Annotated in this window: 17 protein-coding genes and 2 riboswitches; of the genes, 4 read left to right on the top strand and 13 right to left on the bottom strand. The window is 73.7% G+C overall.

The genetic code is table 11. The features are described from left to right. Positions 1-9: 9 nt before the first annotated feature. The 3 genes from EDD32_RS10480 to EDD32_RS10470 form a co-directional block, all read right to left on the bottom strand. Entirely contained in the window at positions 10-891 is an 882-nt protein-coding gene (locus EDD32_RS10480; RefSeq protein ID WP_123917288.1) for a bifunctional methylenetetrahydrofolate dehydrogenase/methenyltetrahydrofolate cyclohydrolase, read from the bottom strand. Then, entirely contained in the window at positions 888-2,183 is a 1,296-nt protein-coding gene (gene glyA, locus EDD32_RS10475) for a serine hydroxymethyltransferase (protein ID WP_123917286.1), read from the bottom strand. The genes EDD32_RS10480 and glyA overlap by 4 nt, the downstream gene beginning before the upstream one ends. A 54-nt stretch (positions 2,184-2,237) precedes the next feature. Beyond that, positions 2,238-2,326: riboswitch (ZMP/ZTP riboswitch) on the bottom strand. A gap of 20 nt (positions 2,327-2,346) precedes the next feature. Further along, complete coding sequence (locus EDD32_RS10470; RefSeq protein ID WP_123917284.1) at positions 2,347-2,856, bottom strand: GNAT family N-acetyltransferase; 510 nt, start codon at positions 2,854-2,856, stop codon at positions 2,347-2,349. A 92-nt stretch (positions 2,857-2,948) separates the two neighbouring features. On the opposite strand from EDD32_RS10470, the gene purU reads away from it, so the two are divergent. Both purU and EDD32_RS19155 read left to right on the top strand, forming a co-directional pair. After that, positions 2,949-3,824 (top strand): formyltetrahydrofolate deformylase, encoded by an 876-nt coding sequence (gene purU, locus EDD32_RS10465; protein ID WP_123917282.1) that lies wholly within the window; start codon positions 2,949-2,951, stop codon positions 3,822-3,824. Between the two features lie 92 nt (positions 3,825-3,916). Then, positions 3,917-4,723, top strand: coding sequence for a DUF4190 domain-containing protein (locus EDD32_RS19155; protein WP_211338795.1), 807 nt, complete (start codon positions 3,917-3,919; stop codon positions 4,721-4,723). A gap of 72 nt (positions 4,724-4,795) precedes the next feature. Here the strand turns inward: EDD32_RS19155 and pulA are convergent, their stop codons facing one another. The 5 genes from pulA to EDD32_RS10435 all read right to left on the bottom strand — a co-directional run bounded on the left by pulA (position 4,796) and on the right by EDD32_RS10435 (position 14,958). Beyond that, positions 4,796-10,597: a pullulanase-type alpha-1,6-glucosidase gene (gene pulA, locus EDD32_RS10455; protein ID WP_123917280.1), complete on the bottom strand. Its 5,802-nt coding sequence runs from the start codon at positions 10,595-10,597 to the stop codon at positions 4,796-4,798. A 287-nt stretch (positions 10,598-10,884) separates the two neighbouring features. Beyond that, a complete protein-coding gene (locus EDD32_RS10450) occupies positions 10,885-11,871 on the bottom strand; it encodes a malate dehydrogenase (RefSeq protein WP_123917278.1) in 987 nt (328 codons plus the stop codon). A 169-nt stretch (positions 11,872-12,040) separates the two neighbouring features. Further along, the gene (locus EDD32_RS10445; protein WP_123917276.1) at positions 12,041-13,258 is read right to left on the bottom strand and encodes an NADP-dependent isocitrate dehydrogenase; all 1,218 of its coding nucleotides are present in this window, start codon (positions 13,256-13,258) and stop codon (positions 12,041-12,043) included. Between the two features lie 108 nt (positions 13,259-13,366). Beyond that, positions 13,367-14,635 (bottom strand): hemolysin family protein, encoded by a 1,269-nt coding sequence (locus tag EDD32_RS10440; protein WP_123917274.1) that lies wholly within the window; start codon positions 14,633-14,635, stop codon positions 13,367-13,369. Between the two features lie 47 nt (positions 14,636-14,682). Further along, positions 14,683-14,958: a DUF3017 domain-containing protein gene (locus EDD32_RS10435; RefSeq protein ID WP_123917272.1), complete on the bottom strand. Its 276-nt coding sequence runs from the start codon at positions 14,956-14,958 to the stop codon at positions 14,683-14,685. A 27-nt stretch (positions 14,959-14,985) separates the two neighbouring features. On the opposite strand from EDD32_RS10435, the gene EDD32_RS10430 reads away from it, so the two are divergent. Beyond that, positions 14,986-16,287, top strand: a complete 1,302-nt coding sequence (locus tag EDD32_RS10430) for an NAD(P)/FAD-dependent oxidoreductase (RefSeq protein ID WP_246006081.1) — start codon at positions 14,986-14,988, stop codon at positions 16,285-16,287. Between the two features lie 67 nt (positions 16,288-16,354). Here the strand turns inward: EDD32_RS10430 and purH are convergent, their stop codons facing one another. Both purH and purN read right to left on the bottom strand, forming a co-directional pair. Beyond that, positions 16,355-18,022, bottom strand: coding sequence for a bifunctional phosphoribosylaminoimidazolecarboxamide formyltransferase/IMP cyclohydrolase (gene purH / locus EDD32_RS10425; protein WP_123917271.1), 1,668 nt, complete (start codon positions 18,020-18,022; stop codon positions 16,355-16,357). Positions 18,023-18,069: 47 nt separating this feature from the next. Next, a riboswitch (ZMP/ZTP riboswitch) is annotated at positions 18,070-18,161 on the bottom strand. 45 nt (positions 18,162-18,206) lie between these two features. Then, positions 18,207-18,848 carry a phosphoribosylglycinamide formyltransferase gene (gene purN / locus EDD32_RS10420; protein ID WP_123917269.1) on the bottom strand — a complete coding sequence of 214 codons (642 nt, stop codon included), beginning with the start codon at positions 18,846-18,848 and terminating at the stop codon, positions 18,207-18,209. Between the two features lie 39 nt (positions 18,849-18,887). On the opposite strand from purN, the gene EDD32_RS10415 reads away from it, so the two are divergent. Next, positions 18,888-19,298 carry a hypothetical protein gene (locus EDD32_RS10415; protein ID WP_123917267.1) on the top strand — a complete coding sequence of 137 codons (411 nt, stop codon included), beginning with the start codon at positions 18,888-18,890 and terminating at the stop codon, positions 19,296-19,298. Between the two features lie 16 nt (positions 19,299-19,314). On the opposite strand, the gene EDD32_RS10410 is transcribed toward EDD32_RS10415, so the two are convergent. The 3 genes from EDD32_RS10410 to sucC form a co-directional block, all read right to left on the bottom strand. Continuing rightward, entirely contained in the window at positions 19,315-20,859 is a 1,545-nt protein-coding gene (locus tag EDD32_RS10410) for a cell division protein PerM (RefSeq protein ID WP_123917265.1), read from the bottom strand. A gap of 115 nt (positions 20,860-20,974) precedes the next feature. Continuing rightward, entirely contained in the window at positions 20,975-21,895 is a 921-nt protein-coding gene (sucD, locus tag EDD32_RS10405) for a succinate--CoA ligase subunit alpha (RefSeq protein WP_123917263.1), read from the bottom strand. Between the two features lie 9 nt (positions 21,896-21,904). Beyond that, positions 21,905-23,071: an ADP-forming succinate--CoA ligase subunit beta gene (gene sucC, locus EDD32_RS10400; protein ID WP_123917261.1), complete on the bottom strand. Its 1,167-nt coding sequence runs from the start codon at positions 23,069-23,071 to the stop codon at positions 21,905-21,907. Between the last annotated feature and the right edge of the window lie 82 nt (positions 23,072-23,153).

Here is a 23,153-nt window from a genome sequence, read left to right as displayed (position 1 = left end):
GCGCGGGGCTCAGCCCGCGAGTCGCTCCGCGGTGTCGACCACGTTGGCCAGGAGCATCGCCCGGGTCATCGGTCCCACCCCGCCGGGGTTGGGCGAGAGCCAGGCCGCGACGTCGGCGACGGCGGGGTCGACGTCACCGCGCAGGGTCGCCTTCCCGGTGGCCGGGTCCACCACGCGGGAGACCCCGACGTCCAGGACGACCGCGCCGGGCCGGACCATGTCGGCGGTGATGATCCCGGGCTGCCCCGCCGCCGCGACGACGACGTCCGCGGCGCGCACGTGCTGGGCGAGGTCCGCCGTCCCGGTGTGGGTGAGCGTGACGGTCGCGTTGACGTCCTTGCGGGTCAGGAGCAGGCCGATGGACCGGCCCACGGTGGTCCCGCGACCGACCACACACACGTCCTTCCCGGCCAGGTCGATGCCGTGGCGCGCGAGGAGCTCGAGCACCGCCCGCGGGGTGCAGGGCAGCGGGGACGTCACCGGCTCCTTGACCCGCAGCACCAGCCGGCCCAGGTTGGTCGGGTGCAGGCCGTCGGCGTCCTTGCCCGGGTCGATGAGCTCGAGGACGGCGTTGGTGTCCACCGCGGCCGGCAGCGGCAGCTGGACGATGTACCCGGTGCAGGCGGGGTCGGCGTTGAGCCGCGCGACGGCGGCCTCGACGTCGGCCTGGCTCGCCGTCGCCGGCAGGTCCACCCGGATCGAGGCGATCCCGACCTCGGCGCAGTCGCGGTGCTTGCCCGACACGTACGCCCGGGAGCCGGGGTCCTCCCCCACCAGGACGGTGCCGAGCCCGGGGGTGCGCCCGCGGGCGGACAGCGCGGCGACACGCTCGGCGAGCTCGGCCTTGATCGTGGCGGCGGTGGCCCGCCCGTCCAGGACGCGGGCCGTCACTGCTGCAGCCCCGGGTAGAGGGGGAAGGCCTCGGTCAGCGCCCGCACCCGGGCCCGCATCGCCTCGACGTCGGTGCCGGCGCCGCCGACGAGCGTCGTGGCGATGATGTCGGCCACCTCGGTGAACTCCGCCGCGCCGAAGCCGCGGCTGGCGAGCGCCGGGGTGCCGATGCGCAGCCCGGACGTCACCCGCGGCGGACGCGGGTCGAACGGCACGGCGTTGCGGTTGACGGTGATCCCGGCGCCGTGGAGGAGGTCCTCGGCCTGCTGCCCGTCGAGGGCGGAGCTGCGCAGGTCCACCAGGACGAGGTGGACGTCGGTGCCGCCGGTGACGAGGGAGACGCCGGAGTCGCGCACGTCCTGCTGGGTCAGGCGCTCGGCGATGATCCGCGCGCCCTCGAGGGTGCGCTCCTGCCGCTCGCGGAACTCCTCGCCGGCGGCGACCTTGAACGCCACCGCCTTGGCGGCCACGACGTGCATGAGGGGCCCGCCCTGCTGACCCGGGAAGACGGCCGAGTCCAGCTTCTTGCCGAAGGCCTCCTTGTCCCGCGCGAGCAGGAAGCCCGAGCGCGGGCCGCCGAGAGTCTTGTGGACCGTGGAGGAGACGACGTCCGAGTGCGGCACCGGGGAGGGGTGCAGGCCCGCGGCGACCAGCCCGGCGAAGTGCGCCATGTCGGTCCACAGGTAGGCGCCCACCTCGTCGGCGATCTCCCGGAACGCGGCGAAGTCGAGCTGACGGGGGTAGGCCGACCAGCCGGCGATGATGACCTTGGGGCGGGACTCGAGCGCCTTCGCACGCACCGTCTCCATCTCGATGCGGTGGCTCTGCTCGTCGACGCCGTAGGCCGCGACCTTGTAGAGCTTGCCCGAGAAGTTGATCTTCATGCCGTGGGTGAGGTGCCCGCCGTGGGCGAGCGAGAGGCCCAGGATGGTCTCGCCCGGGGTGGCGAGCGCGTGCAGGACGGCTGCGTTCGCCTGGGCGCCGGAGTGCGGCTGGACGTTGGCGTACTCCGCGCCGAAGAGGGCGGTCGCCCGCTCGATGGCGAGGTTCTCGGCGATGTCGACCTGCTCGCAGCCGCCGTAGTACCGGCGCCCGGGGTAGCCCTCGGCGTACTTGTTCGTCAGGACCGACCCCTGGGCCTGGAGGACGGCGCGCGGGACGAAGTTCTCCGACGCGATCATCTCCAGCGTCTCGCGCTGGCGGACGAGCTCACCGTCGAGGACGGCGGCGATCTCGGGGTCGAGCTCGGCGAGGCTCTGGTCGGCCACGGACGTGGCGTCTTGCTGGGTCATCGTTCCTCCGGGGTTCGGTCACGCACACCCGGTGCGCGAGCACTGAAGGTGGTGACCCTCGGCCCAGGCGGACGACCTCGGAGTCGGTGGTGCCGTCGCTCCCCGGTGGTGGACCACCTGTGGCGCCAGTCGCGACGGGGACAGGCTACCAACTCCTCGCCGCTCAGCCGGCGACGGTCTCCTCCTCGTCCTCGTCCCCCCCCTCGCCGAGGATCCGGCGCAGGTAGGCGTAGGTGAGATCGCCGGTGTGCTGGTCGTACTGGTGCTCGTAGCCGTGCTTGGCGTACATGGAGATGTTCTGCTTGGAGTCCTGCCCGGTGAAGACCCAGACCTCCTTGGTCTGCTCGGGCAGGTACTGCAGCACCGCCATGAGCAGCTGCGTGCCGATGCCCTGCCCCTGGAGGTCGGGGACGACGGCGAGGCGGCCCAGCGTGGCTCGCTCGGCCTCCAGCTCGACGCGGATCGAGCCGATGAGCCGGTGCCCCGACCAGGCACCGAGGGTGACGACGTCGGGGCGCTCGATGTCGGCGGCGAGCTCGGTGAGCGACTGCGTCAGCGCGGGGAGGTTGGGGTCGCCGTAGAGCTGGGCCTCGGTGACGAAGGCCGCCCGCCGCACGGTGAGCAGCTCCCCGGCCTCGTCGACGGTGATGAGGTCGATCCTGACGTCGTCCATGGCCACAGTGTGGCATCACCTCGTGCCCGGCCGGGTCCTCATCCACGGACGCCCGGGCCGTGCGGGTGCGCCGGCGGCTACCCTCGCCTCTCGTGACCACCGCCGAGCCGTCCGCGACCGCGAGCGCCGAGCACCTCGTCCTCGCCCTGTCCTGCCCCGACCAGCCCGGGATCGTCCACGCCGTCTCGGGCGCGCTGGCCGAGCACGGGGGGAACATCACCGAGTCGCAGCAGTTCGGCGACCCCTCCACGGGCCTGTTCTTCATGCGGGTGCAGGTGGAGACCGCGGCGCCGCGCGCCGACCTCGAGGCCGCCCTGAGCGCCGTCGCGCGCCGGTTCGGCATGACGTGGAAGCTCGACCGGGTCGGCCGCCCGGTCCGGACCCTCATCATGGCGTCCAAGGACCCCCACTGCCTCGTGGACCTGCTGTTCCGGCAGCGGTTCCAGGGACTGCCGATCGAGGTGGTGGGCGTCGTGGCCAACCACCCCGACCTCGAGCCCATCGCGAGGTCCTACGACGCGCCGTTCCACCACATCCCGGTCACCCGGGAGACCAAGCCCGACGCCGAGCGTGCCCTCCTGGACATCGTCCACGCCGGCGACGTCGAGCTGGTGGTCCTCGCCCGGTACATGCAGATCCTCTCCGACGAGGTGTGCACCGAGCTGGCGGGCAACGTCATCAACATCCACCACTCGTTCCTGCCCAGCTTCAAGGGCGCCCGCCCGTACGCCCAGGCCCACGGGCGGGGCGTGAAGCTCATCGGGGCGACGGCGCACTACGTGACCGCGGACCTCGACGAGGGGCCGATCATCGAGCAGGACGTCGAGCGGGTCACGCACTCCGACGACGTCGGCGAGATGGTCGCCCGCGGCCAGGACGTCGAGCGCCGGGTCCTCGCCCGCGCCGTACGGTGGCACGCCGAGCACCGCGTGCTCGTGGACGGGCGCCGCACGGTCGTCTTCTCGTAGCAGCGGCGGGGCGCGCCGGCGCGGTAGGACGAGGGACCGTCGACGCCGGCGCCGACGGCTGCGACCATGGAGATCCCGACGAGGGAGGAACCATGAGCTCCGAGCAGCCCCGGCCGCGGTCCGACGGTGACCAGCCCCAGCAGGGCGGTCCGCCCTGGCGCGGCGAGCCGCAGCACGGTGAGCAGCCGTCCGCCCAGCCGCAGGACGGCCAGCAGTACCAGCAGCCGTGGCACGGCGGGCAGCAGTACGGACAGCCTGGCCAGCAGTACGGCGGACAGCAGTACGGACAGCCTGGCCAGCAGTACGGCGGGCAGCAGTACGGACAGCCTGGCCAGCAGTACGGCGGGCAGCAGTACGGACAGCCTGGCCAGCAGTACGGCGGGCAGCAGTACGGACAGCCTGGCCAGCAGTACGACCAGACGCAGTACGACCAGACGCAGTACGACCAGACGCAGTACGCCGGGCAGCAGCCGTACGCGCAGAGCCAGTACGGGCAGCAGCCGTACGCGCAGTACGGGCAGCAGCCGTACGGGAAGCAGTACGGCGGCTACGGTCCCCGGAACGGCCTGGGCGTCGGGGCGCTCGTCGTGGGCATCCTCGCCCTGCTCATCGCCTGGGTGCCGTTCGTCGGGCTGCTGGGCGCGCTCGGTGGTCTGGTCGCCGTCATCATGGGGGCGGTCGCCCTCCAGCGCGTAGGACGGCGTGAGGCGACGAACCGCGGCACCTCGGTCGCGGGGATGGCCGTCGGGGTGCTCGCGATCCTGCTCGGCATCGCCTCGACCGTCTTCGGCGCGGCCCTGTTCGCCCGCCTGGGTCCGGACTTCGAGCAGTGCGTCGAGGTCTACCAGGACGACCCGGCCGGACTCCAGCGGTGCCTGGAGGACATCGCCCGCGGCTGACCCGTCGCCGCGACGGCGGCACCGACGAAGGAGGGGCGCCCCGTGCGGGGCGCCCCTCCTTCGCCGTCCGGGCTAGAGCTGCGGTCCGCGGCCGGGCCTGTCGGCCGGCGGCCCGACCGGGGTCTCGGCGGGCTTGCCCGGACCGGTCGGCCGGTCACCGGGCCGGCCGGTGCCCGGGCCGTCGGCCGCGTCCACCAGGACGGCGACCGTACGGGCAGGGACCGTCACCGTGCCGGTGGCGGCGTCCCACGTGGTGGCCCGCACGACGGCGTCGGCCCCGTTCTCCTGGATCCGGGATAGTGCGTACTCGCGCCCGGCGAGCTCGGGCAGGACCTGGGTGACCGGCTCGGGCGAGGCGTTGAACACCGTCAGGACGCCGTCGAGCTTCTTGTCCACGTCCTCACCGACGAGGTCGTCGACGTGCATGACAAGGACGCCCGGCGCCGCGTCCGGGCCGGAGGCCGGGAAGGTCACCTTCTCCTGGATCAGGTCGGCGGAGCCGAGCCGGAACAGGTCGGTGGAGTGGCGCAGCCGCAGCAGGTCCTGCGCCTGGGCGGACGACGCCGCGATGTCCTCCGGCGCCGGACGGAGGTCCGGGTTCGCCAGCAGCGGGGCCATGACGTCCCACTTGTCGCCGTTGTCCGGCTCCGGGGGCAGACCCACACCGAAGTTGTTGGTCTGCATGGTCAGGTCGAGCAGGTTGAAGTGGTCTCCGGAGTTGTAGCTGTTGCGGTCCAGGGACTTGCTGCGCAGCAGCTCCGTGCCCGCGTGCCAGAAGCTGGGTGTCTGGGCCAGGGCCGTGGTGGCGAGCGAGAGCGTGTTCATGCGCACCCGGTCGTCCATCGACGTCTCCACCGGCAGCTTGAGGACGAGGTTGTCGAACAGCGTCTCGTTGTCGTGCGCGTCGACGTAGGTGATGACCTCCTCCGGGGAGGTCGCGTACCCCGCAGGTTGGCCGTTGTAGTCCAGCTCCGCGCCCGACTGCTCCGTCCCCGCCGAGGTGAGGAAGGTGTAGTCGCGCAGGTTCCCGGCCAGCCCGAGGCGGACGAGGTCGGTGGCGTGCGCCAGGCGTGCGGCCTGCTCCTCCGGCGTCCCGGCGGCCACGGCGTTGGGGTCGGTGGCCAGGCCCGAGCCGAAGCCCTGGTGGGTGCGCTGGTCCTCGTCGAACGGACCACCGCCGCGGACGGCGTCGCGCAGCCGGTCGGAGAAGGTGCCGATGCCCGTGCCGTCGAGCTGGCCCTGGGTGGCCTGGTGGAACCGGGCGTTGTTCGCGACCTCGCCGAAGTTCCAGCCCTCGCCGTAGAGGTAGACCTCCTCGCCGTCGATGCCGTGCTCCTCCACGGTCAGGGCGTCCAGGGCCTCCCGGACCGCCACCATGCTGTCCCGGCTGTGGTGGCCCATGAGGTCGAAGCGGAAGCCGTCGACGTGGTAGTCCGCGGCCCAGGTGACGACGGAGTCGACCATGAGCTTCTCGGCCATCTTGTGCTCGGTGGCGACGTTCTGGCAGCAGGTGGACGTCTCGATCGAGCCGGTGCCGCTGAGCCGGTGGTAGTACCCGGGGACGACCCGGTCGAGGACCGACGTCTCCGCCTGCCCGGCGGCTGCGGTGTGGTTGAAGACCTGGTCGAGGACGACCTGCAGCCCGGCGTCGTGCAGCCCACCCACCATCGAGCGGAACTCGGCGACGCGCGCGCCGCCGGTCTGGTTGCCGACCGAGGCGTAGGACCCCTCCGGGGTGGAGAAGTGCAGCGGGTCGTAGCCCCAGTTGAAGCCGTCCGCGTCGCGCACAGCCATGACCGCGGCCTGCTGCTCGGTGGAGTCCGGGGCCGCGCCCTCGGGGATCTCGGGCACCGCCTGTGCGGCGCGCTCCTCCTCGATCGTCGCGATGTCGAACGTCGGCAGCAGGTGGACGGTGTTCATGCCCGCATCGGCGAGCTCGCGCAGGTGGGTCATCCCGTCAGTGCCGTCGAGGGTGAACGCGGCGTACGTGCCGCGCAGCTCCTCCGGGACGGTGCTGTCCGCGATGGAGAAGTCACGGACGTTCAGCTCGTAGATCGTCCGGTCGACCGGGTTGTCGATCTCCGGCGCGGGGGTCTGCGCCCACAGGGCGGGCGCCCACACGTCGTCGTCGAGGTCGACGAGCACCGAGCGGGTCGAGTTCAGGGTCAGGCCGAACGAGTACGGGTCGGTGACGACGTTCGTCTCGACCGCTCCGGTGGTCTGGACGTAGACCTCGACCTCGAAGAGGTACGCGCGGTCCTCCCAGTCCGCCTCGCCCTGGACGGTCCAGGAGCCGTCGGCCTGGCGCTCCATGGCCACGCGCTCCGGCTCACCGGTGCCGGCCGCGTCGGCGTAGAGCAGGAGCTCGACGTCCTTGGCGGTCGGCGCCCACAGGGCCAGGGCGGGGGCGCCGCCGGAGAAGTCGGCGCCGAGGACCCGCTCGGCCGCGGCGTCGGAGTAGAGGTCGTCGAGGACCCCCGGGACCTGGACGCCGGTGAACGCGATGGGTCCGTCGGGGCCGGTGAGGAGGACGGCGAGCTGGCCGGTGAGCAGGGCCTCGACCTGCCCGCGGTCCAGGCCCTCGACGTCGAGGGCGACGTAGCCGGCCAGGTGCGGGAACCTCTCGGCGAGGCCCTCGTCCAGGCCCGTGCCGGCGTAGGTCAGTGCGGTGCTCGTACCGCCGGTGACGGCACCGTCGGTGAGGGCGAGACCGCCCTCCCCCGCGTGGTGGAGGCTCCAGGTGAGGTCGGCCGGGCCGGTGCCGCCGAGCAGGTCGGCGGGCCAGGCGAGGGTGTCGGCGTCGAGCCAGTGGGCGAGCTGCTGTCCCGTCCCGGCCAGCGGCGGGTCGGTCGCCTCGATCGTGAGCAGATGCGTCGCGATGTCGTACGAGAAGGTCACGGCCTTGCCGTCACCGGGGGCCGAGAATGTGTAGTTGGCGCCGCCGGGGGCGCCGCCCGCCCCGTAGTTCTCGTCCCACGAGCGGTTGTGCGCGACCTTGACCTCGTAGCTCCCGGCGGGGATGTCACCGGTGGTGAAGGTGTAGGTGCCGTCGCGCTCGGGGTCGACCATCAGCGAGACCAGGCACTGGGGCTGCCAGTCGTCCGAGCAGCCGAGCTCGCTCTGGAAGCTGCCCGGCAGGGTGACGAACGGACCCTCGGCTGAGCTGGTGACGACGTGGGTGACCGGGTCGTAGACGAACGTGACCGGCCCACCGGTGTGGGTGTAGGCGATGTTGTCACCGCCGGGCACGCCGCCGGCGCCGTAGTTGACGTCCCAGGTGCCGCCGACGGCGACCTTGTACTCGTAGCTGCCGGCGGGCAGGTCGAACGTGCCGACATACCTGCCGGACGCCTCGTCGAGCGTCAGGACCGCGGCGGCGCAGTCCGGCTGCCAGTCGCCGGGGCAGCCCATCTCGGAGTTGTGGCCCCCCGGCACGGTGACGAAGAGCTCCTCGTCCGGCTGCGCGGGCGGGGCTCCGGTGACGTCCACGCCGACGGACCCGACGGTCGAGGCCGCCGCGGTGTTCCCCGCGGCGTCGACCGTGACGGCCCGGTACTCCACGAGCGTGCCGGCGGCGAGGCCGTCCACGTCGTGGAAGACACGGGGGGTGTCGTCCTCGGCGGTGCCGAGGGTCGTCCACGTGGTCTCACCGACGGTGCGGTAGGAGAACGTGGTCTCGGACCAGACGTCGTCCGCGACGTCGGCCGTGATCGGGGCCAGGCCCTCGAGCTTGGCCCCGTGGGCGGGGGTGAGGGTGATCGGCGCCGCCTCGGCCGGGGCGCCGACCGTGGCGTCCGCGACGAGCACGACGGCGGACAGCGCGGGGACGGTGAGCGTCACCGAGCCGCTCGCGTCGGCCGTCACCGCGGTGGTGGTGCCGTGCAGGGGGGTGTAGGTGGCGCCCGGGGTGAGGGTGGTGAAGGTGGCGCTCTGCTCGGTGCCGGTGCTGTTCGTCGCGACGAGGTGCTCGACCTTCTCGTCCCGGTCGACCCGGGCGAAGGCGTAGACGCCGTCGGTGGCGTGCAGCTCGATCTGCGCGCCGCGGTCGAGGGCCGGGCGGGCGTCGCGCAGGGCGGCGAGCCCGGCGATGTGGGTGTACAGCGGCGCGGTGGTGTCGTAGTGGTCCCCGGTGCCGTACGTCCCGTCGAGGGTGGGCTGGCCGAGGTACTCCGCGGTGGCGGAGGCGAACATGTCCTGCCGGGCCGACTTGTCGTTGCCGGCACCGACGAAGCCCTGCTCGTCGCCGTAGTAGACCACCGGCTGGCCGCGGGTGAGGTACATGAGCGAGTGCGCCAGCTCGGAGCGCTCGAGCTCGGAGCCGCTGCCCTGGAGGAGGTAGCCCACCCGGCCCATGTCGTGGTTGCCGAGGAAGGTCGGCAGCGCGTCGGCGCTGGAGTCCGGGGTCGTGTAGTAGTCGTCGGTGGCGAAGAAGCTCGACAGGCCGGCGGGGCCGGCGCCCTTGGCGTAGGAGAGTGCGGCGGACTGGAACGCGAAGTCCAGGACCGAGGACATCTCGGTCTTGCGCACGTACGGAGAGGTCAGGCGCGCGTCGGCGTCGAAGACCTCGCCGAAGGTGAAGAAGTCGGGGTTGACCTCCGCGGCGTAGGCGTCGATGGCCGCGGTCCACTCCTCCCAGAACTCGAAGTTCACGTGCTTGGCGGTGTCGATCCGGAACCCGTCGATGCCCATGTCCATCCACGCGCGGTAGATGTCGATCATCTCGGACACGACCGCGGGGTTCTCGGTCATGAGGTCGTCGAGCCCGATGAAGTCGCCGTAGGTGACGGACTCCCCGGTCCACGTCGAGTCGCCGCGGTTGTGGTAGAGCGTGACGTCGTTCAGCGCGGCGGGGGTGACGTCGCCGCCCGTGCGGACGGGGGTGTAGGGGAAGGACGTGGTGTCCATGGCCGGGAAGTCGCCCGTGCCGGCGTGGTCGGCGGGGTCGAACGGCCGGTCTGCCGTGTCGAGGTAGGGGCTCGCCGACTTCTCGACGTAGTCGTACACGCCCTCCTCGTAGTCGATGAGGTCGGCGGTGTGGTTGGTGATGATGTCGAAGAAGACGTCGATCCCGCGGCCGTGGGCCTCGTCGACGAACGCCTCGAGCTCGGCGTTGGTGCCCAGGTGCGGGTCGATCTGGGTGAAGTCGGTGATCCAGTACCCGTGGTACCCGGCGGACGCGTCCGCGCCCTCGCCCTGGACGGGGTTGTTCTTGAAGGACGGCGTGAGCCAGATCGCGGTGGTGCCGAGGCCCTCGATGTAGTCCAGCTGCTCGCTGAGGCCGGCGATGTCGCCGCCGTGGTAGAAGCCCTTGTCGGCCGGGTCGAAACCGTGGTCGAGCCGGTCGCCGGCGATGCCGCCGGTGTCGTTGGTGGTGTCGCCGTTGGCGAAGCGGTCGGTGAGGACGAAGTAGAAGCTCTCCCCCGCACCCTCGGTGCGCACCGGCGCCGCGACGAGGGCGTCGTCGGCGGCGGTGTAGCCGCCGGCCAGGTCGAGGACCTCAAGGGAGACCTGCTTCGTGGCCTCGTCGAAGGTGAACCGCACCGTGGCCGGCCCGGCGAGGACGAGCGGGCGGTCGGCCGCCGGGTAGGACTCGGCCCACGCGCCGTCGAGAGCGACCTTGTACGCGTAGCTGCCGCCCGGCACCTCGAGCTCGGCGGCGTAGACGCCCTCGGTGGCGGTCGGGGCGAGCACGGTCTCGGGACAGTCCGGCGCCCAGTCGGCGGCGCAGCCGAGCTCGTCCTGGAGGTCCCCGACGAGGGTGACCAGGCGGTCGGCGGCCTGGGCGGGAGGGGCCGCGGCCAGGGCGGCGAGCCCCGTCAGGGCGAGGGTGGCGGTGCTCAGCGACGCGATGGCGGCGCGCAGACGGCGTGGCATGCGGTGGGACTCCTTCGTCGGCTGCGCGCCCTCGCGCAGGTCTCGACGGAGGCTAGCCGCCCTGCAAGCATTTCAGCAAGCCTTGCAACGGCTCGCATGGCGAGACGCGCGAAACGGGGCGAACCCGGTCGAACGTGACCCGTCATCCACGCGACGAGAGCGACGGCTGCCCCAGGGCCAGGTGGCGACCGGCTCACCGTGGGGCGAGAGACGCCGCCGGGCGGCGGCGTGACGCGCGAGAGCGGCGCCCCGGCCGTAGGGCCGGGGCGCCGAGGTTCAGGCTTGGCTCACACGAGGCCGAGCTGCTGGACCGCGTCGCGCTCCTCGACGAGCTCGGCCACCGAGGCGTCGATCTTCGCGCGGGAGAAGTCGTTGACCTCCAGCCCCTGGACGATCTCCCAGCGACCGTCGCGGGCACGGACCGGGAAGGAGGAGATGAGGCCCTCGGGCACGCCGTACGAGCCGTCCGAGACGATGGCGGCGGAGGTCCAGCCCTCCCCCTGGGTGCCCGTGACCCAGTCGTGGACGTGGTCGATCGCCGCGTTGGCGGCGGACGCCGCCGAGGACAGCCCGCGGGCCTCGATGATGGCGGCACCGCGCTTGGCGACCGTGGGGATGAACTCGCTCTCGAGCCAGGCCTCGTCGACGACGTCGGTGGCGGCGCGCCCGCCCACCCGCGCGTGGAAGATGTCCGGGTACTGGGTGGCGGAGTGGTTGCCCCAGATCGTCAGCCGCTCGACCTCGTTCACCGCGACGCCCGCCTTCGTGGCGAGCTGGTGGAGGGCGCGGTTGTGGTCCAGGCGCGTCATGGCGGTGAAGCGCTCGGCGGGGACGTCGGGGGCGTGGCGCTGGGCGATGAGGGCGTTGGTGTTGGCCGGGTTGCCCACGACGAGGACCTTGACGTCGTCCGCGGCGCCGGCGTTGATCGCCTCGCCCTGCGGGCCGAAGATGCCGCCGTTGGCCTCGAGGAGGTCCCCACGCTCCATGCCCTTGCTGCGCGGCCGCGCGCCGACGAGGAGGGCGACGTTGGCGCCGTCGAACCCCTGACGGGCGTCGTCGAAGATGTCGATGCCCGCCAGGAGCGGGAACGCGCAGTCGTCGAGCTCCATCGCGGTGCCCTCGGCCGCCTTGACGCCCTGGGGGATCTCGAGCAGGCGCAGGGAGACCGGGGTGTCCGGACCGAGCAGCTGGCCCGAGGCGATGCGGAAGAGCAGCGCGTAGCCGATCTGTCCGGCCGCTCCGGTCACGGTGACGTTCACCGGGGTCGTGGTCATCGGGGCACTCCTTCGTGTGGGCTCGAAAAGTATCTCGGCATCAAGATTACCCCGGTGGCCAGGGTCACACCCGGGGAGTCCGGGTGGCGGGCACCTCACGCGACGCCGGCCACCGGGCGCGCCGACGCCCGGCCGCCCCGCGGGGGGCGGCCGGGCGTCGGGGCGGTGCTCAGGCCAGTCGGGCCGAGAGGTTCTCGTCCAGGGTGGCGAGGAAGTCCTGGGTGGTCTGCCACTCCTGGTCCTTGCCGACCAGCAGCGCGAGGTCCTTGGTCATCCTGCCCGACTCGACGGTCTTGATGACGACGTCCTCGAGGGTCTCGGCGAAGCCGGTGACCTCGGGGGTGCCGTCGATCTTGCCGCGGTGCTTGAGGCCACCGGTCCAGGCGAAGATCGAGGCGATGGGGTTGGTCGAGGTGGGCTTGCCCTGCTGGTGCTGGCGGTAGTGCCGGGTCACCGTGCCGTGGGCGGCCTCGGCCTCGACCGTCCTGCCGTCCGGGGTCATGAGGACGGAGGTCATGAGCCCGAGCGAGCCGAAGCCCTGGGCGACGGTGTCGGACTGGACGTCGCCGTCGTAGTTCTTGGCCGCCCAGACGTACCCGCCCTCCCACTTCATGGCCGCGGCGACCATGTCGTCGATGAGGCGGTGCTCGTAGATCAGGCCGGCGGCGTCGAACTGCGCCTTGTACTCGGTCTCGAAGACCTCGGCGAAGATGTCCTTGAACGCGCCGTCGTAGGCCTTGAGGATCGTGTTCTTCGTGGACAGGTACACCGGGTACCCGCGCTGGAGGCCGTACGCGAAGGACGCGCGGGCGAAGTCCCGGATGGAGTTGTTGTAGTTGTACATGCCCATCGCCACGCCGCCGTCGTCGCCGTAGTTCGCGACGACGTGCTGGACCGGCTCCGACCCGTCGGTGGGGGTGAAGGTCATCGTCAGCTGCCCGGCGCCCGGCACCTTGAAGTTGGTCGCCTTGTACTGGTCGCCGTGGGCGTGGCGGCCGATGATGATCGGCTTCGTCCAGCCCGGGACCAGGCGCGGGACGTTGGAGATGATGATCGGCTCGCGGAAGACGACGCCGCCGAGGATGTTGCGGATCGTGCCGTTGGGCGAGACCCACATCTTCTTGAGGCCGAACTCCTCGACGCGCGCCTCGTCGGGGGTGATCGTGGCGCACTTGACGCCGACGTTGTGCTCCTTGATCGCGTTCGCGGCGTCGATGGTGACCTGGTCGTCCGTGGCGTCGCGGTTCTGGATGGACAGGTCGTAGTAACGCAGGTCGACGTCGAGGTACGGGTGGATGAGACGGTCCTTGATGAACTGCCAGATGATCCTCGTCATCTCGTCGCCGTCGAGCTCGACGACGGGGCCCGCCACCTTGATCTTCGCCATGTGCCGCTACTCTCCTGACCGCCCGGAGGGCGCTCGACTCCGCGCCGGGGCACCGGCGCCTGGAACAGATTACTCGACGTCAAGATACCGTGCCCGGCCGCCACCCGCTCAGCCCGTGCGGCGGGCGTCGAGGCGGTCGACCCGCCGCCCGTCCATCGCGGTGACGGTCAGGACGAGGTCGTCCCAGGTGACGGTGTCGCCCGGGGCGGGCACGTGGCCCAGCCGCGCCATGACGAAACCGCCGAGGGTGTCGAAGGGCCCCCCGGGCAGCTCCCGCCCGAGCACCTTGGCGACGTCGGCCCGGCCGAGCCGGCCGGCGACGGACTCGGTGGCGCCGGTCGCCACGACCTCCGGGACCTCCCGGTCGTACTCGTCCTGGATCTGCCCGACGAACTCCTCCACGACGTCCTCGAGCGTGGGGATGCCGTCGGTGCCGCCGTACTCGTCGACGACGATCGCGAGGTGCGCGTGGCTGCCCCGCATCTCGGTGAGCGCGGTCAGCACGCGGGTGCCCGTGGGGAAGAACATGACCCGGCGCACGAGGTCGCCGACGGTGCGCACGTGCTCCTCCGGGTGGATGAGGTCCCGGATGTGGATGAACCCCAGGACGTCGTCGGTGTCCTCGCCCCGCACGGGGTAGCGGGAGTGCTCGAGCCCGCGCACGAGCGCCTGGGCGTGCCCGATGGGCAGGGCGGCGTCGAGGAACTCGACCTCGGTGCGCGGGGTCATGACCTCCTGGACGGTGCGGTCGCCGACCGAGAGCAGGTCGACGACCATGTCGCGCTCCTGCGCGCCGAGCGCCCCGTGGCGCGCGACGAGGGAGCGCAGCTCCTCGGTGCCCATCTCCTCGCGGGGGGCGGACGGGTCGCGTCCGAGCAGCCGCATGACGACGTCGACGGAGGCACCCAGCAGCCAGATCACCGGGCGCATGGCCGCGGCGACCCAGTTCAGGGGTGTGGCGACGACGAGCGAGAACCGTTCGGCGCTCTGCATGGCCAGCCGCTTGGGGACCAGCTCGCCCAGGACGAGGGAGAGGTAGGAGACGAGCACGGTCGTCCCGACGAAGGCCAGGCCGTAGGCGGTCCCCTCCGCCAGGCCCCAGCCGCGCAGCAGCGGGGCGATCTGCGGCGCGATCTGGGCGGCCCCGAAGGAGGCGGAGAAGAACCCCGTGAGGGTGACGCCGATCTGGACGGCGGAGAGGAAGCGGTTGGGGTCGGCGGTGAGGCGTGCGACGCGGGCGCCGGCCCCGCCCCGCTCCGCCAGGGACTGGACCTGGCTCTCCCGCAACGAGACCAGGGCCATCTCCGAGGCGGCGAAGATGCCGCCGAGCACGATGAACAGCAGGACGAGGACGATGTCGGGGACGAGGTCGCTCACACGACCATCCTGGCGCACGGCGTCGGCGGCGGCGCCGGCCGGGGGCGTCAGGGCAGCGCGAGCGTCGCGTTGCCCCAGGGGGCGAGGTAGACCAGGGCCCCGGCGAGGGCGAGCAGGAGGACGACGTCGACGGGGCGCGAGCGCGACCCCGGCACGAGCGCCTCGGGCAGGACAACCCGTGCGACCGCGACGGCGGCGAGGAGCCCGGCGAGGACGAGGGCCGCCGTGCGGGCGTCGGACCACACCGCCACGAGCGCCACGAGGGCCACGGCGAGGACGAGGACCGCCAGGAGGGTCAGCCGGGGGCCGCGTGCGGGGGACATGATGCCCGCGAGACTACCGTGGGGCGGGTGCCCGTCCCGATCGTGCCCGCGTCCGCGCCCACCCGCGGCCGGGTCGTCCTGCCGCGCTCGGTCCTCGTGGTCGGCGCCGGGCTGGCCGGGCTGCGGACCGCGGCCGAGCTGCGGGCGCAGGGCTTCGCCGGCCACCTCACCGTCGTGGGCGCCGAGGACCGGGCACCGTACGACCGGCCGCCCCTGTCCAAGGAGCTGTTCACCCGCACCGAGCCGCTCTGGCTCACCGCCGAGGGCTACGGCGACCTCGGCGAGCTCGCCGACCGGGTGCTGCTGGGTCGGCGCGCGCGCCGCCTGGAGGCGGACGGCCCCGGGGCCCGGGTGACCCTGGCGCCGGCCGTCCCGGGGGCGGGCACCGAGGAGACCCTCGAGGCCGACGTCGTCGTGCTCGCCGTCGGGGCCGCCGCCGCCCGGCCGGCCTCCTGGGACCACGCCCTGACCCTCCACGGCGCCGACGACGCGGAGCGGCTCCGCGGCCGGCTCGTCCCGGGCGCCCGCCTCGTCGTCGTGGGCGCCGGTTGGATCGGCGCCGAGGTCGCGGGGCAGGCGGCCCGGCACGGGTGCGAGGTCACGGTCGTCGAGGCCGCCCCCACACCGCTGCACCGACAGGTCGGCGCCGCCGCCGGGGCGCTGACCGTGCCCTGGTACGCGGCGGCGGGCGTGGACCTGCGGTGCGGCCGCGCGGTGACGGCCGTGCGCCCGGACGCGGTCGTCCTCGCGGGGACCGCCCGGGAGCCGGCCGAGGAGGTGACCGCCGACGTCGTCCTGGCGGCCACGGGCGTGCGCCCCGCGACGGCGTGGCTGGCGGGGGCGGTCCCGCTCACCGCGCACGGCGCCCTCCCCGTCGACGCCGCCGGCCGGGTGCGGGGCGGTCCGCCCAGCGTCCGGGCCGTCGGCGACTGCGCCGAGATGACGACGCCGGACTTCGGCGCCGTGCCGGGCGGGCACTGGGACGCGGCCCTGAGCCACCCGGCGGCCCTCGCCGCAGGCCTCCTCGGCCGGCCCGCACCCCCGACGCCCGTTCCCTACGTCTTCTCCACCCAGCTCGGCCACGACCTCACGCTCGTCGGGCAGCCTCCCGCGGACGACGACGTCGAGGTCGTGGTGCGCGGCGACGTCGCCGCCGGGTTCACCGTCCTCTACCTCCGGGCCGGTCACCGCCTCGCGGCGGGCCTGACCGCGGACCGGCCCCGGGACGTCGCCGCACTTCGTCGCCTCCTCGCCGCGGGGTCGCACCCCGCGCTGGACGTCGGGCGGGCGAGCGACCCCGAGGTGCCGCTGCGCCGAGCCGTGCTCTGACACCGACCGGACGCCGGGCGTCCGGCCCGGGCGTCCGGCCCGGGCCGGACACCCGCCCGGGACCTCGTCAGTGGGCGAAGTGGCGCGTCCCGGTGAGGTACATCGTCACCCCGGCGGCCCGGGCGGCCTCGACGACCTCGGCGTCCCGGACGGAGCCGCCGGGGTGGACGACCGCGCGGACCCCGGCGTCGATGAGGACCTGCAGACCGTCGGCGAACGGGAAGAACGCGTCGGAGGCGGCCACCGCGCCCCGGGAGCGCTCGGGGGCACCGGCGCTCGACGTGCTCGGAGCCCCACCCGCACCCACGACGTCGCTGCTGACGCCGACCCCCAGGGTGTTCGCCCGTTCGACGGCCAGGCGGCACGAGTCCACCCGGTTGACCTGGCCCATGCCCACGCCCACCGAGGCCCCGTCGCGGGCGAGGAGGATCGCGTTGGACCGCGCCGCACGGACCGAGCGCCAGGCGAAGACGAGGTCGGCGAGGGTGGCGTCGTCGGCCGGCTCGCCGGCGGCGAGGGTCCACCCGGCCGGGTCGTCGCCGGGGGCGTCGACCCGGTCCACGGACTGCACGAGGAGCCCGCCGCTGACGGGCCGGGTCTCCACACCCGCCGCGGGGGCGCCGTCGACGCGCAGGAGCCGGATGTTCTTCTTCCGGGCGAGGATCTCCACGGCCTCGGGCTCGAAGCCCGGCGCGAGCACGACCTCGGTGAAGACCTCGGCCACCTGCCGGGCCATCTCGGCGGTCACCGGCCGGTTGGCCGCGATGACGCCGCCGTAGGCGGAGACGGGGTCGCAGGCGTGGGCACGGCGGTGCGCCTCGGCGACGTCCCCGCCGACCGCGATCCCGCAGGGGTTGTTGTGCTTGATGATCGCCACGGCCGGCTGGTCGTGGTCGTGCGCGGCGCGCCAGGCGGCGTCGCCGTCGACGTAGTTGTTGTAGCTCATCGCCTTGCCGTGCAGCTGCTCGGCCTGCGCGAGCCCCACGGGGCCGTGAGCGTCGGTGTAGAGCGCGGCCCGCTGGTGGGGGTTCTCGCCGTAGCGCAGCACCGCCCGGCGGTCCCACGTGGCTCCGATCCACCCGGCGAATCCGGTGGCCGTCCCGTCGACCTCGTCGTCGGCGGTGAGGACGTTGCCCATCCACGAGGCGACGGCGACGTCGTAGGTGGCGGTGTGGCGGAAGGCCGCGGCCGCGAGCGCCCGGCGCTCGGCCAGGGTGAACCCGCCCTCCGCGGCGGCGCGGGCGACCTCGCCGTAGCGGGCCGGGTCCACCACGACGGCGACCGAGGGGTGGTTCTTGGCGGCGGCGCGCACCATGGTGGGACCGCCGATGTCGATCTGCTCGACGCACTCGTCGGGACCGCCGCCCGAGGCCACGGTGGCGGTGAACGGGTAGAGGTTGACCACCACGAGGTCGAAGGGGGCGACACCGAGGGCGTCGAGCTGCTCCCGGTGCCCGGCCTTGCGCCGGTCGGCGAGGATCCCGGCGTGGACGCGCGGGTGCAGCGTCTTGACCCGCCCGTCCAGGCACTCCGGGAAGCCGGTGACCTCCTCGACACCGGTGACGGGCACGCCGGCGGCGGCGATGCGGGCGGCCGTGGAGCCGGTGGAGACGATCTCCACCCCCGCGGCGTGCAGGGCGCCGGCGAGGTCCTCCAGACCGGACTTGTCGTAGACCGAGACGAGGGCGCGGCGCAGGGGCACACGGTCGGTCTGGGCGGCGGGCTGCGTGGTCATGGTCACTCCTGGGTCGACGGCGCGAACAGGGTGCACGGGGCACCCGACCCAGGCACCCAGGCGCGCGGTGCTCCAGCAGGGGACTGCGGCCGCTCCCCGGTGGTGGTCTCCACCTGGCTCGCCAGTCACGGCCGGGACCATCCTACCGTGGCCCGCTCGGGGCCGGCGGGCCACCACCGGCCGATCAGCGACCAGGCCGGACCTTGCGGCCCTCGATGTGCCAGCCCTCGCGGGCGAGCCGGCCGACCTGCTCGACGAGCTGCGCCCGTTCGGCGACCTTGATCCTCTCGGTGAGGGTCTCGACGTCGTCGTCGTCGAGGACCGGCACGGCCACCTGCGCCACGATGACCCCGGTGTCCACGCCCTCGTCGACGAAGAACAGCGTCGCGCCGGCGATGCGCACGCCGTACTCGAGGGCGTCGCGCGGTCCGTGGATGCCGGGGAAGGCGGGCAGGAGGGAGTTGTGGGTGTTGACGTAGCGCCCGGCGAAGGCCGCCATGAACCGGGGGCCGCAGAGCTTGAGGAAGCCCGCGGAGATGACGAGGTCGGGCTCGTGCTCGGCCACGGCAGCGGTCAGCGCCGCGTCCCACCGTCCCCGGTCGGCGTGGTCACCCACCCGGCAGACGAAGGTGGCGATGCCGGCCTCGCGCGCCATCGCGACGCCACCGGTGCCGTCACGGTCCGCGCCGACGGCGACGACGGACGCCCCGTACGAGGGGTCGGCGGCGGCGTCGAGCAGGGCGGCGAGGTTCGAGCCGCCGCCGGAGACGAGGACGACCAGCCGGGCCGGCCGTCCGGCGGGCTCGGTGACGTGGGGGGCGCTCACCTGCGCGAGCGTAGTGCCCTCCTGGGCGATGATGGGCGCATGGCCGCCGCACGCCCGCCCGAGCAGACCGACGCGGACCGGGCGCGCGCCATGGGGTGGGTCCGCGCGTTCGGCGCGACCCTGCTCCTCGGTGTCGGCCTGGGGGTGGTCGCCCTCCCCTGGCCCTACCCGTTGCTCTCGGGTGTCATCTGCCTCGCCGCGCTGGTCCTCGGCGTGGTCGCGCTGGCGCGGCTGAGGCGCGCCCGCGCCGGTCGCGCCCTGCGGCCCGCGCTCGTGGCGGCTCTCGTCCTCGCCGGGGTCCTGAGCGCCACCTCGCTCACGCAGGCCGTGTTCTGGGACGAGTACGACCGGTACGGGCGGTGCGTGCGGTCGGCCCTGACCGAGCAGGCGCAGGACCGCTGCCGCGCTCAGCTCGAGAACGCGCTGGGCGACCGGCTCGGTGTGGGGTAGCAGCCGCCCAGGGGAGCTACGGCGTGGCCGACCACTGGCTCAGCCGCGGGCCGGACCAGCGACCGCCGTCCGGGGCCTGCGGCTCCGCTCCGGCGTCGGTCGGGGCCGGGGGCGTGTCGAGCCGGGCCCACACCGGCGGCCGCGGCGCCCCACCGTCCGGACCCGCCGCCGCCTTGACCGACGGGTCGGGGGCCGGCCGGCCGGGGACCGTCGGGCCGTCGTCGGCGCGGCGCGGACCGGCCGGGGCGCGGCTCGGGCCGTCGTCGGCGCGGCGCGGGCCGTCGGGGGTGCGGCTCGGACCGGCGACGGCGGGCACCGCCTCCCGCCGGTCGGTGCGGGCCGCCCGGTGCTCCTCGACCCGCTGCCACGCCGCGCTCCCGCCCGCGCCGAGCGCGGCACGGGTGCGCGGGTGCGCCGCCAGGACCATGAGGAGGGCGGCGCCACCGACCTCGGCGAGGACGGTGGCCGCGAGGAGAACGGGGTCCGGCCCGACCGTGGCCAGCCGTCCCGGGCCCACCGAGCCGGACGCGGCCGCCGCGAGCAGGAGCACCACCGCGGCGGTGCCGGCGCCGGCCAGCAGGGCCGCGGCGGCGGCGTCGCGCAGACCGCGCTCCCGCTCCCTGCGCAGCAGCCACACCCCGGCCGCCAGGCCCACGACGACCGGCAGGACCGCCACCCAGCCCTGGCCGGGCGAGCCGGGTGAGGGCAGGGCCCCCAGGAGCGGGACCGCCGGGAGCGGGGCCGTCTGGACGGAGGCCGCAGCGAAGTGGGTGCCCGCCCCGACGGCGAAGCCGGGCCCGGCGATCCACGCCAGCGCCCAGACGAGCGCGGTGGGCACGTAGACGAGCTGGGCGCCCACGAGCACCACGGTGCTGACGACGTCGGTGCCGTAGGACTGCTGGATCATGACGATCCGGTCCCAGCCCGCCACGACGGCGACGGCCCCCAGGACGACGGACGCCGCGGCCAGCGCGGCGAGGGACCACAGCGCTGCGAGGAGACCGTCGCGCACGGCGCCGTCGACCCGGCCTGAGGCCGGGAGCACGAGGTCGTCGCGGGCGGCCGCGGCGGCGGCCCCGGTGACCGCCACGAGAGCGGCGCCGGCCAGGGCGCCGGCCCGTCCGGCGGGGACCGCGGCGGCGAGGGAGAGCAGCGCGGTCGCCCCGACGTAGCCGACCGGCACGAGGGCGGCGGCGGCCACCGAGGTCAGCCGCATCCGGCGGGTCGAGACGTGCACGAGGGCGAGGGAGAGCAGCGCGACACCGAGCGGCACCAGCGAGACGACCGTCCCGCCGCCGACGTCGAGCCGCCCGCCGTGGCCCAGGAGCCACAGCGAGGTGCCGGTGCGGGCGGCCCCCTGCCAGGACGCCTCCCCCAGCGCGGGGGCGGCCGCGGTGGCGATGTAGGTCGCGACCGCGGGCACGACCACGGTGAGCCAGCTGAGCACGGCGGCCTCGCCGCCGGCGACGAGGCCGCGCAGCCAGCCCTCCGGCAGGGCGCGGACGCGCTGGGGCCCGGGCACGTCGATGACGACCGGCGGGCGTGTGTCGGTGGTGGTCACCTTCCCTATCGTCCGGCCTGCGCGGCACGGGACGGTGGTGCGCGCCCGGCGTGTCGGAACTCGCGGCGGACGGCGGCCGCCCGGAGGGGCGACCGCCGTCGCGGGGGGGCGGGCCTCAGGCGCCGAGCAGCTCACGGGCCAGGCGCGCGGTCTCGGACGGCGTCTTGCCGACCTTGACCCCGGCCGCCTCGAGGGCGACCTTCTTGGCCTCGGCGGTGCCGGAGGATCCCGAGACGATGGCGCCGGCGTGGCCCATCGTCTTGCCCTCCGGTGCCGTGAAGCCGGCGACGTAGCCCACCACCGGCTTGGTCACGTGCTCCTTGATGTAGGCGGCCGCGCGCTCCTCGGCGTCGCCGCCGATCTCGCCGATCATGACGATGAGCTCGGTCTCCGGGTCCGCCTCGAACGCCTCGAGGGCGTCGATGTGGGTGGTGCCGATGATCGGGTCGCCACCGATGCCGATGCACGTGGTGAACCCGATGTCGGAGAGCTCGTACATCATCTGGTAGGTCAGGGTGCCGGACTTCGAGACGAGCCCGATCCGCCCCGGACCGGTGATGTTGGCCGGGGTGATGCCCACGTTCGACTGGCCGGGGGTGATGATGCCCGGGCAGTTCGGGCCGATGAGGCGCACACCCTTGGTGCGGGCGTAGGTGAAGAACTCGGCGGTGTCCTTGACGGGCACGCCCTCGGTGATGATGACCACCAGCGGCACGCCGGCGTCGACGGCCTCGATGACGGCGGCCTTGGTGTGGGCCGGCGGGACGAAGATGACCGAGACGTCGGCGCCGGTGGCCTCGCGGGCCTCGGCGACCGAGCCGAAGACCGGGACCGAGACGGTGCCGGCCTGCCGGGTCTCCGCGCCGGGACCGGTGGGTTGGACGTCGAAGTCGACGGCGGTGCCCGCCTTGCGCGGGTTGACCCCGCCGACGATCCGGGTTCCGGCGTCGAGCATGCGGCTGGTGTGGATCTGGCCCATCGCGCCCGTCATACCCTGGACGAGGACCTTGGAGGAGGAGCTGAGGAGGATCGACATGGGGGTTCCTTACTTCGCGGCGGCGAGCTCGGCGGCCTTGGCCGCGGCGTCGTCCATGGTGGCGACCAGCGTGACGAGGGGGTGGGCGGCGTCGGCGAGGATCTTGCGGCCGGCCTCCACGTTGTTCCCGTCCAGGCGCACCACGAGGGGCTTGTTCTCCTTGTCGCCGAGGATCTCCAGAGCCTTGACGATGCCCGTCGCGACCTCGTCGCACGCGGTGATCCCGCCGAAGACGTTGACGAACACCGACTTCACCTGGGGGTCGCCGAGGATGACGTCGAGGCCGTTGGCCATCACCTGGGCGTTGGCGCCGCCGCCGATGTCGAGGAAGTTGGCGGGCTTGACCCCGTGGGCCTCGCCGGCGTAGGCGACGACGTCGAGGGTGGACATCACCAGCCCGGCGCCGTTGCCGATGATGCCGACCTCGCCGTCGAGCTTGACGTAGTTGAGGTCGAGCTCCTTGGCCCGGGCCTCGAGGGGGTCGGTGGCCGCCCGGTCGACGAGGTCGGCGTGGTCGGGGTGCCGGAACGCCGCGTTCTCGTCCAGGGTGACCTTGCCGTCGAGCGCGATGACCGCGCCGTCCTCGGTGCGTACGAGCGGGTTGACCTCGACGAGGGTGGCGTCCTCCTCGGTGTAGACCGTCCAGAGCTTCTGGAAGACGGCGGCGACCTCGTCGGCGAGCTCGGGCGCGAACCCGGCCTGCGCCGCGATCTCCGCGGCCTTGGCCGCGTCGATCCCCACCGTCGGGTCGACCGCGACGCGCGCGAGCGCCTCCGGGCGCTCGACGGCGAGCTGCTCGATCTCCACGCCGCCCTCGACCGAGGCCATGGCGAGGTAGCGCCGCTCGCTGCGGTCCAGCAGCACGGAGAAGTAGTACTCCTCCGCGATCCGGGCGCCCTCGGCGATCATCACACGGTGGACGGTGTGGCCCTTGATGTCCATGCCGAGGATCTCGGCCGCCCGGGCCTGCGCCTCCTCGGGGCTGTGGGCGAGCTTGACGCCGCCGGCCTTGCCGCGCCCGCCCGTCTTGACCTGCGCCTTGACGACAACCGTGCCGCCGCCCAGCTGCTCCGCCGCGGCGCGCGCCTCGGCCGGTGTCGTCGCGACGACCCCGCGCAGCACGGGGACCCCGTGCTTCTCGAAAACGTCCCGAGCCTGGTACTCGAAGAGATCCACCCGACTGCGTCCTTCCGTTGACATGGCGAGATGCCTCGACGTCAAGACATCTCGGGGAAGACTACCGCGCCGTGGCGCGGGT

The sequence above is a fragment of the Georgenia muralis genome (assembly GCF_003814705.1).
GTDB classification, from domain to species: Bacteria; Actinomycetota; Actinomycetes; order Actinomycetales; family Actinomycetaceae; genus Georgenia; species Georgenia muralis.
Note: the sequence above shows the minus strand (reverse complement) of the source record. Positions and strands in the feature narration are given on the sequence as shown.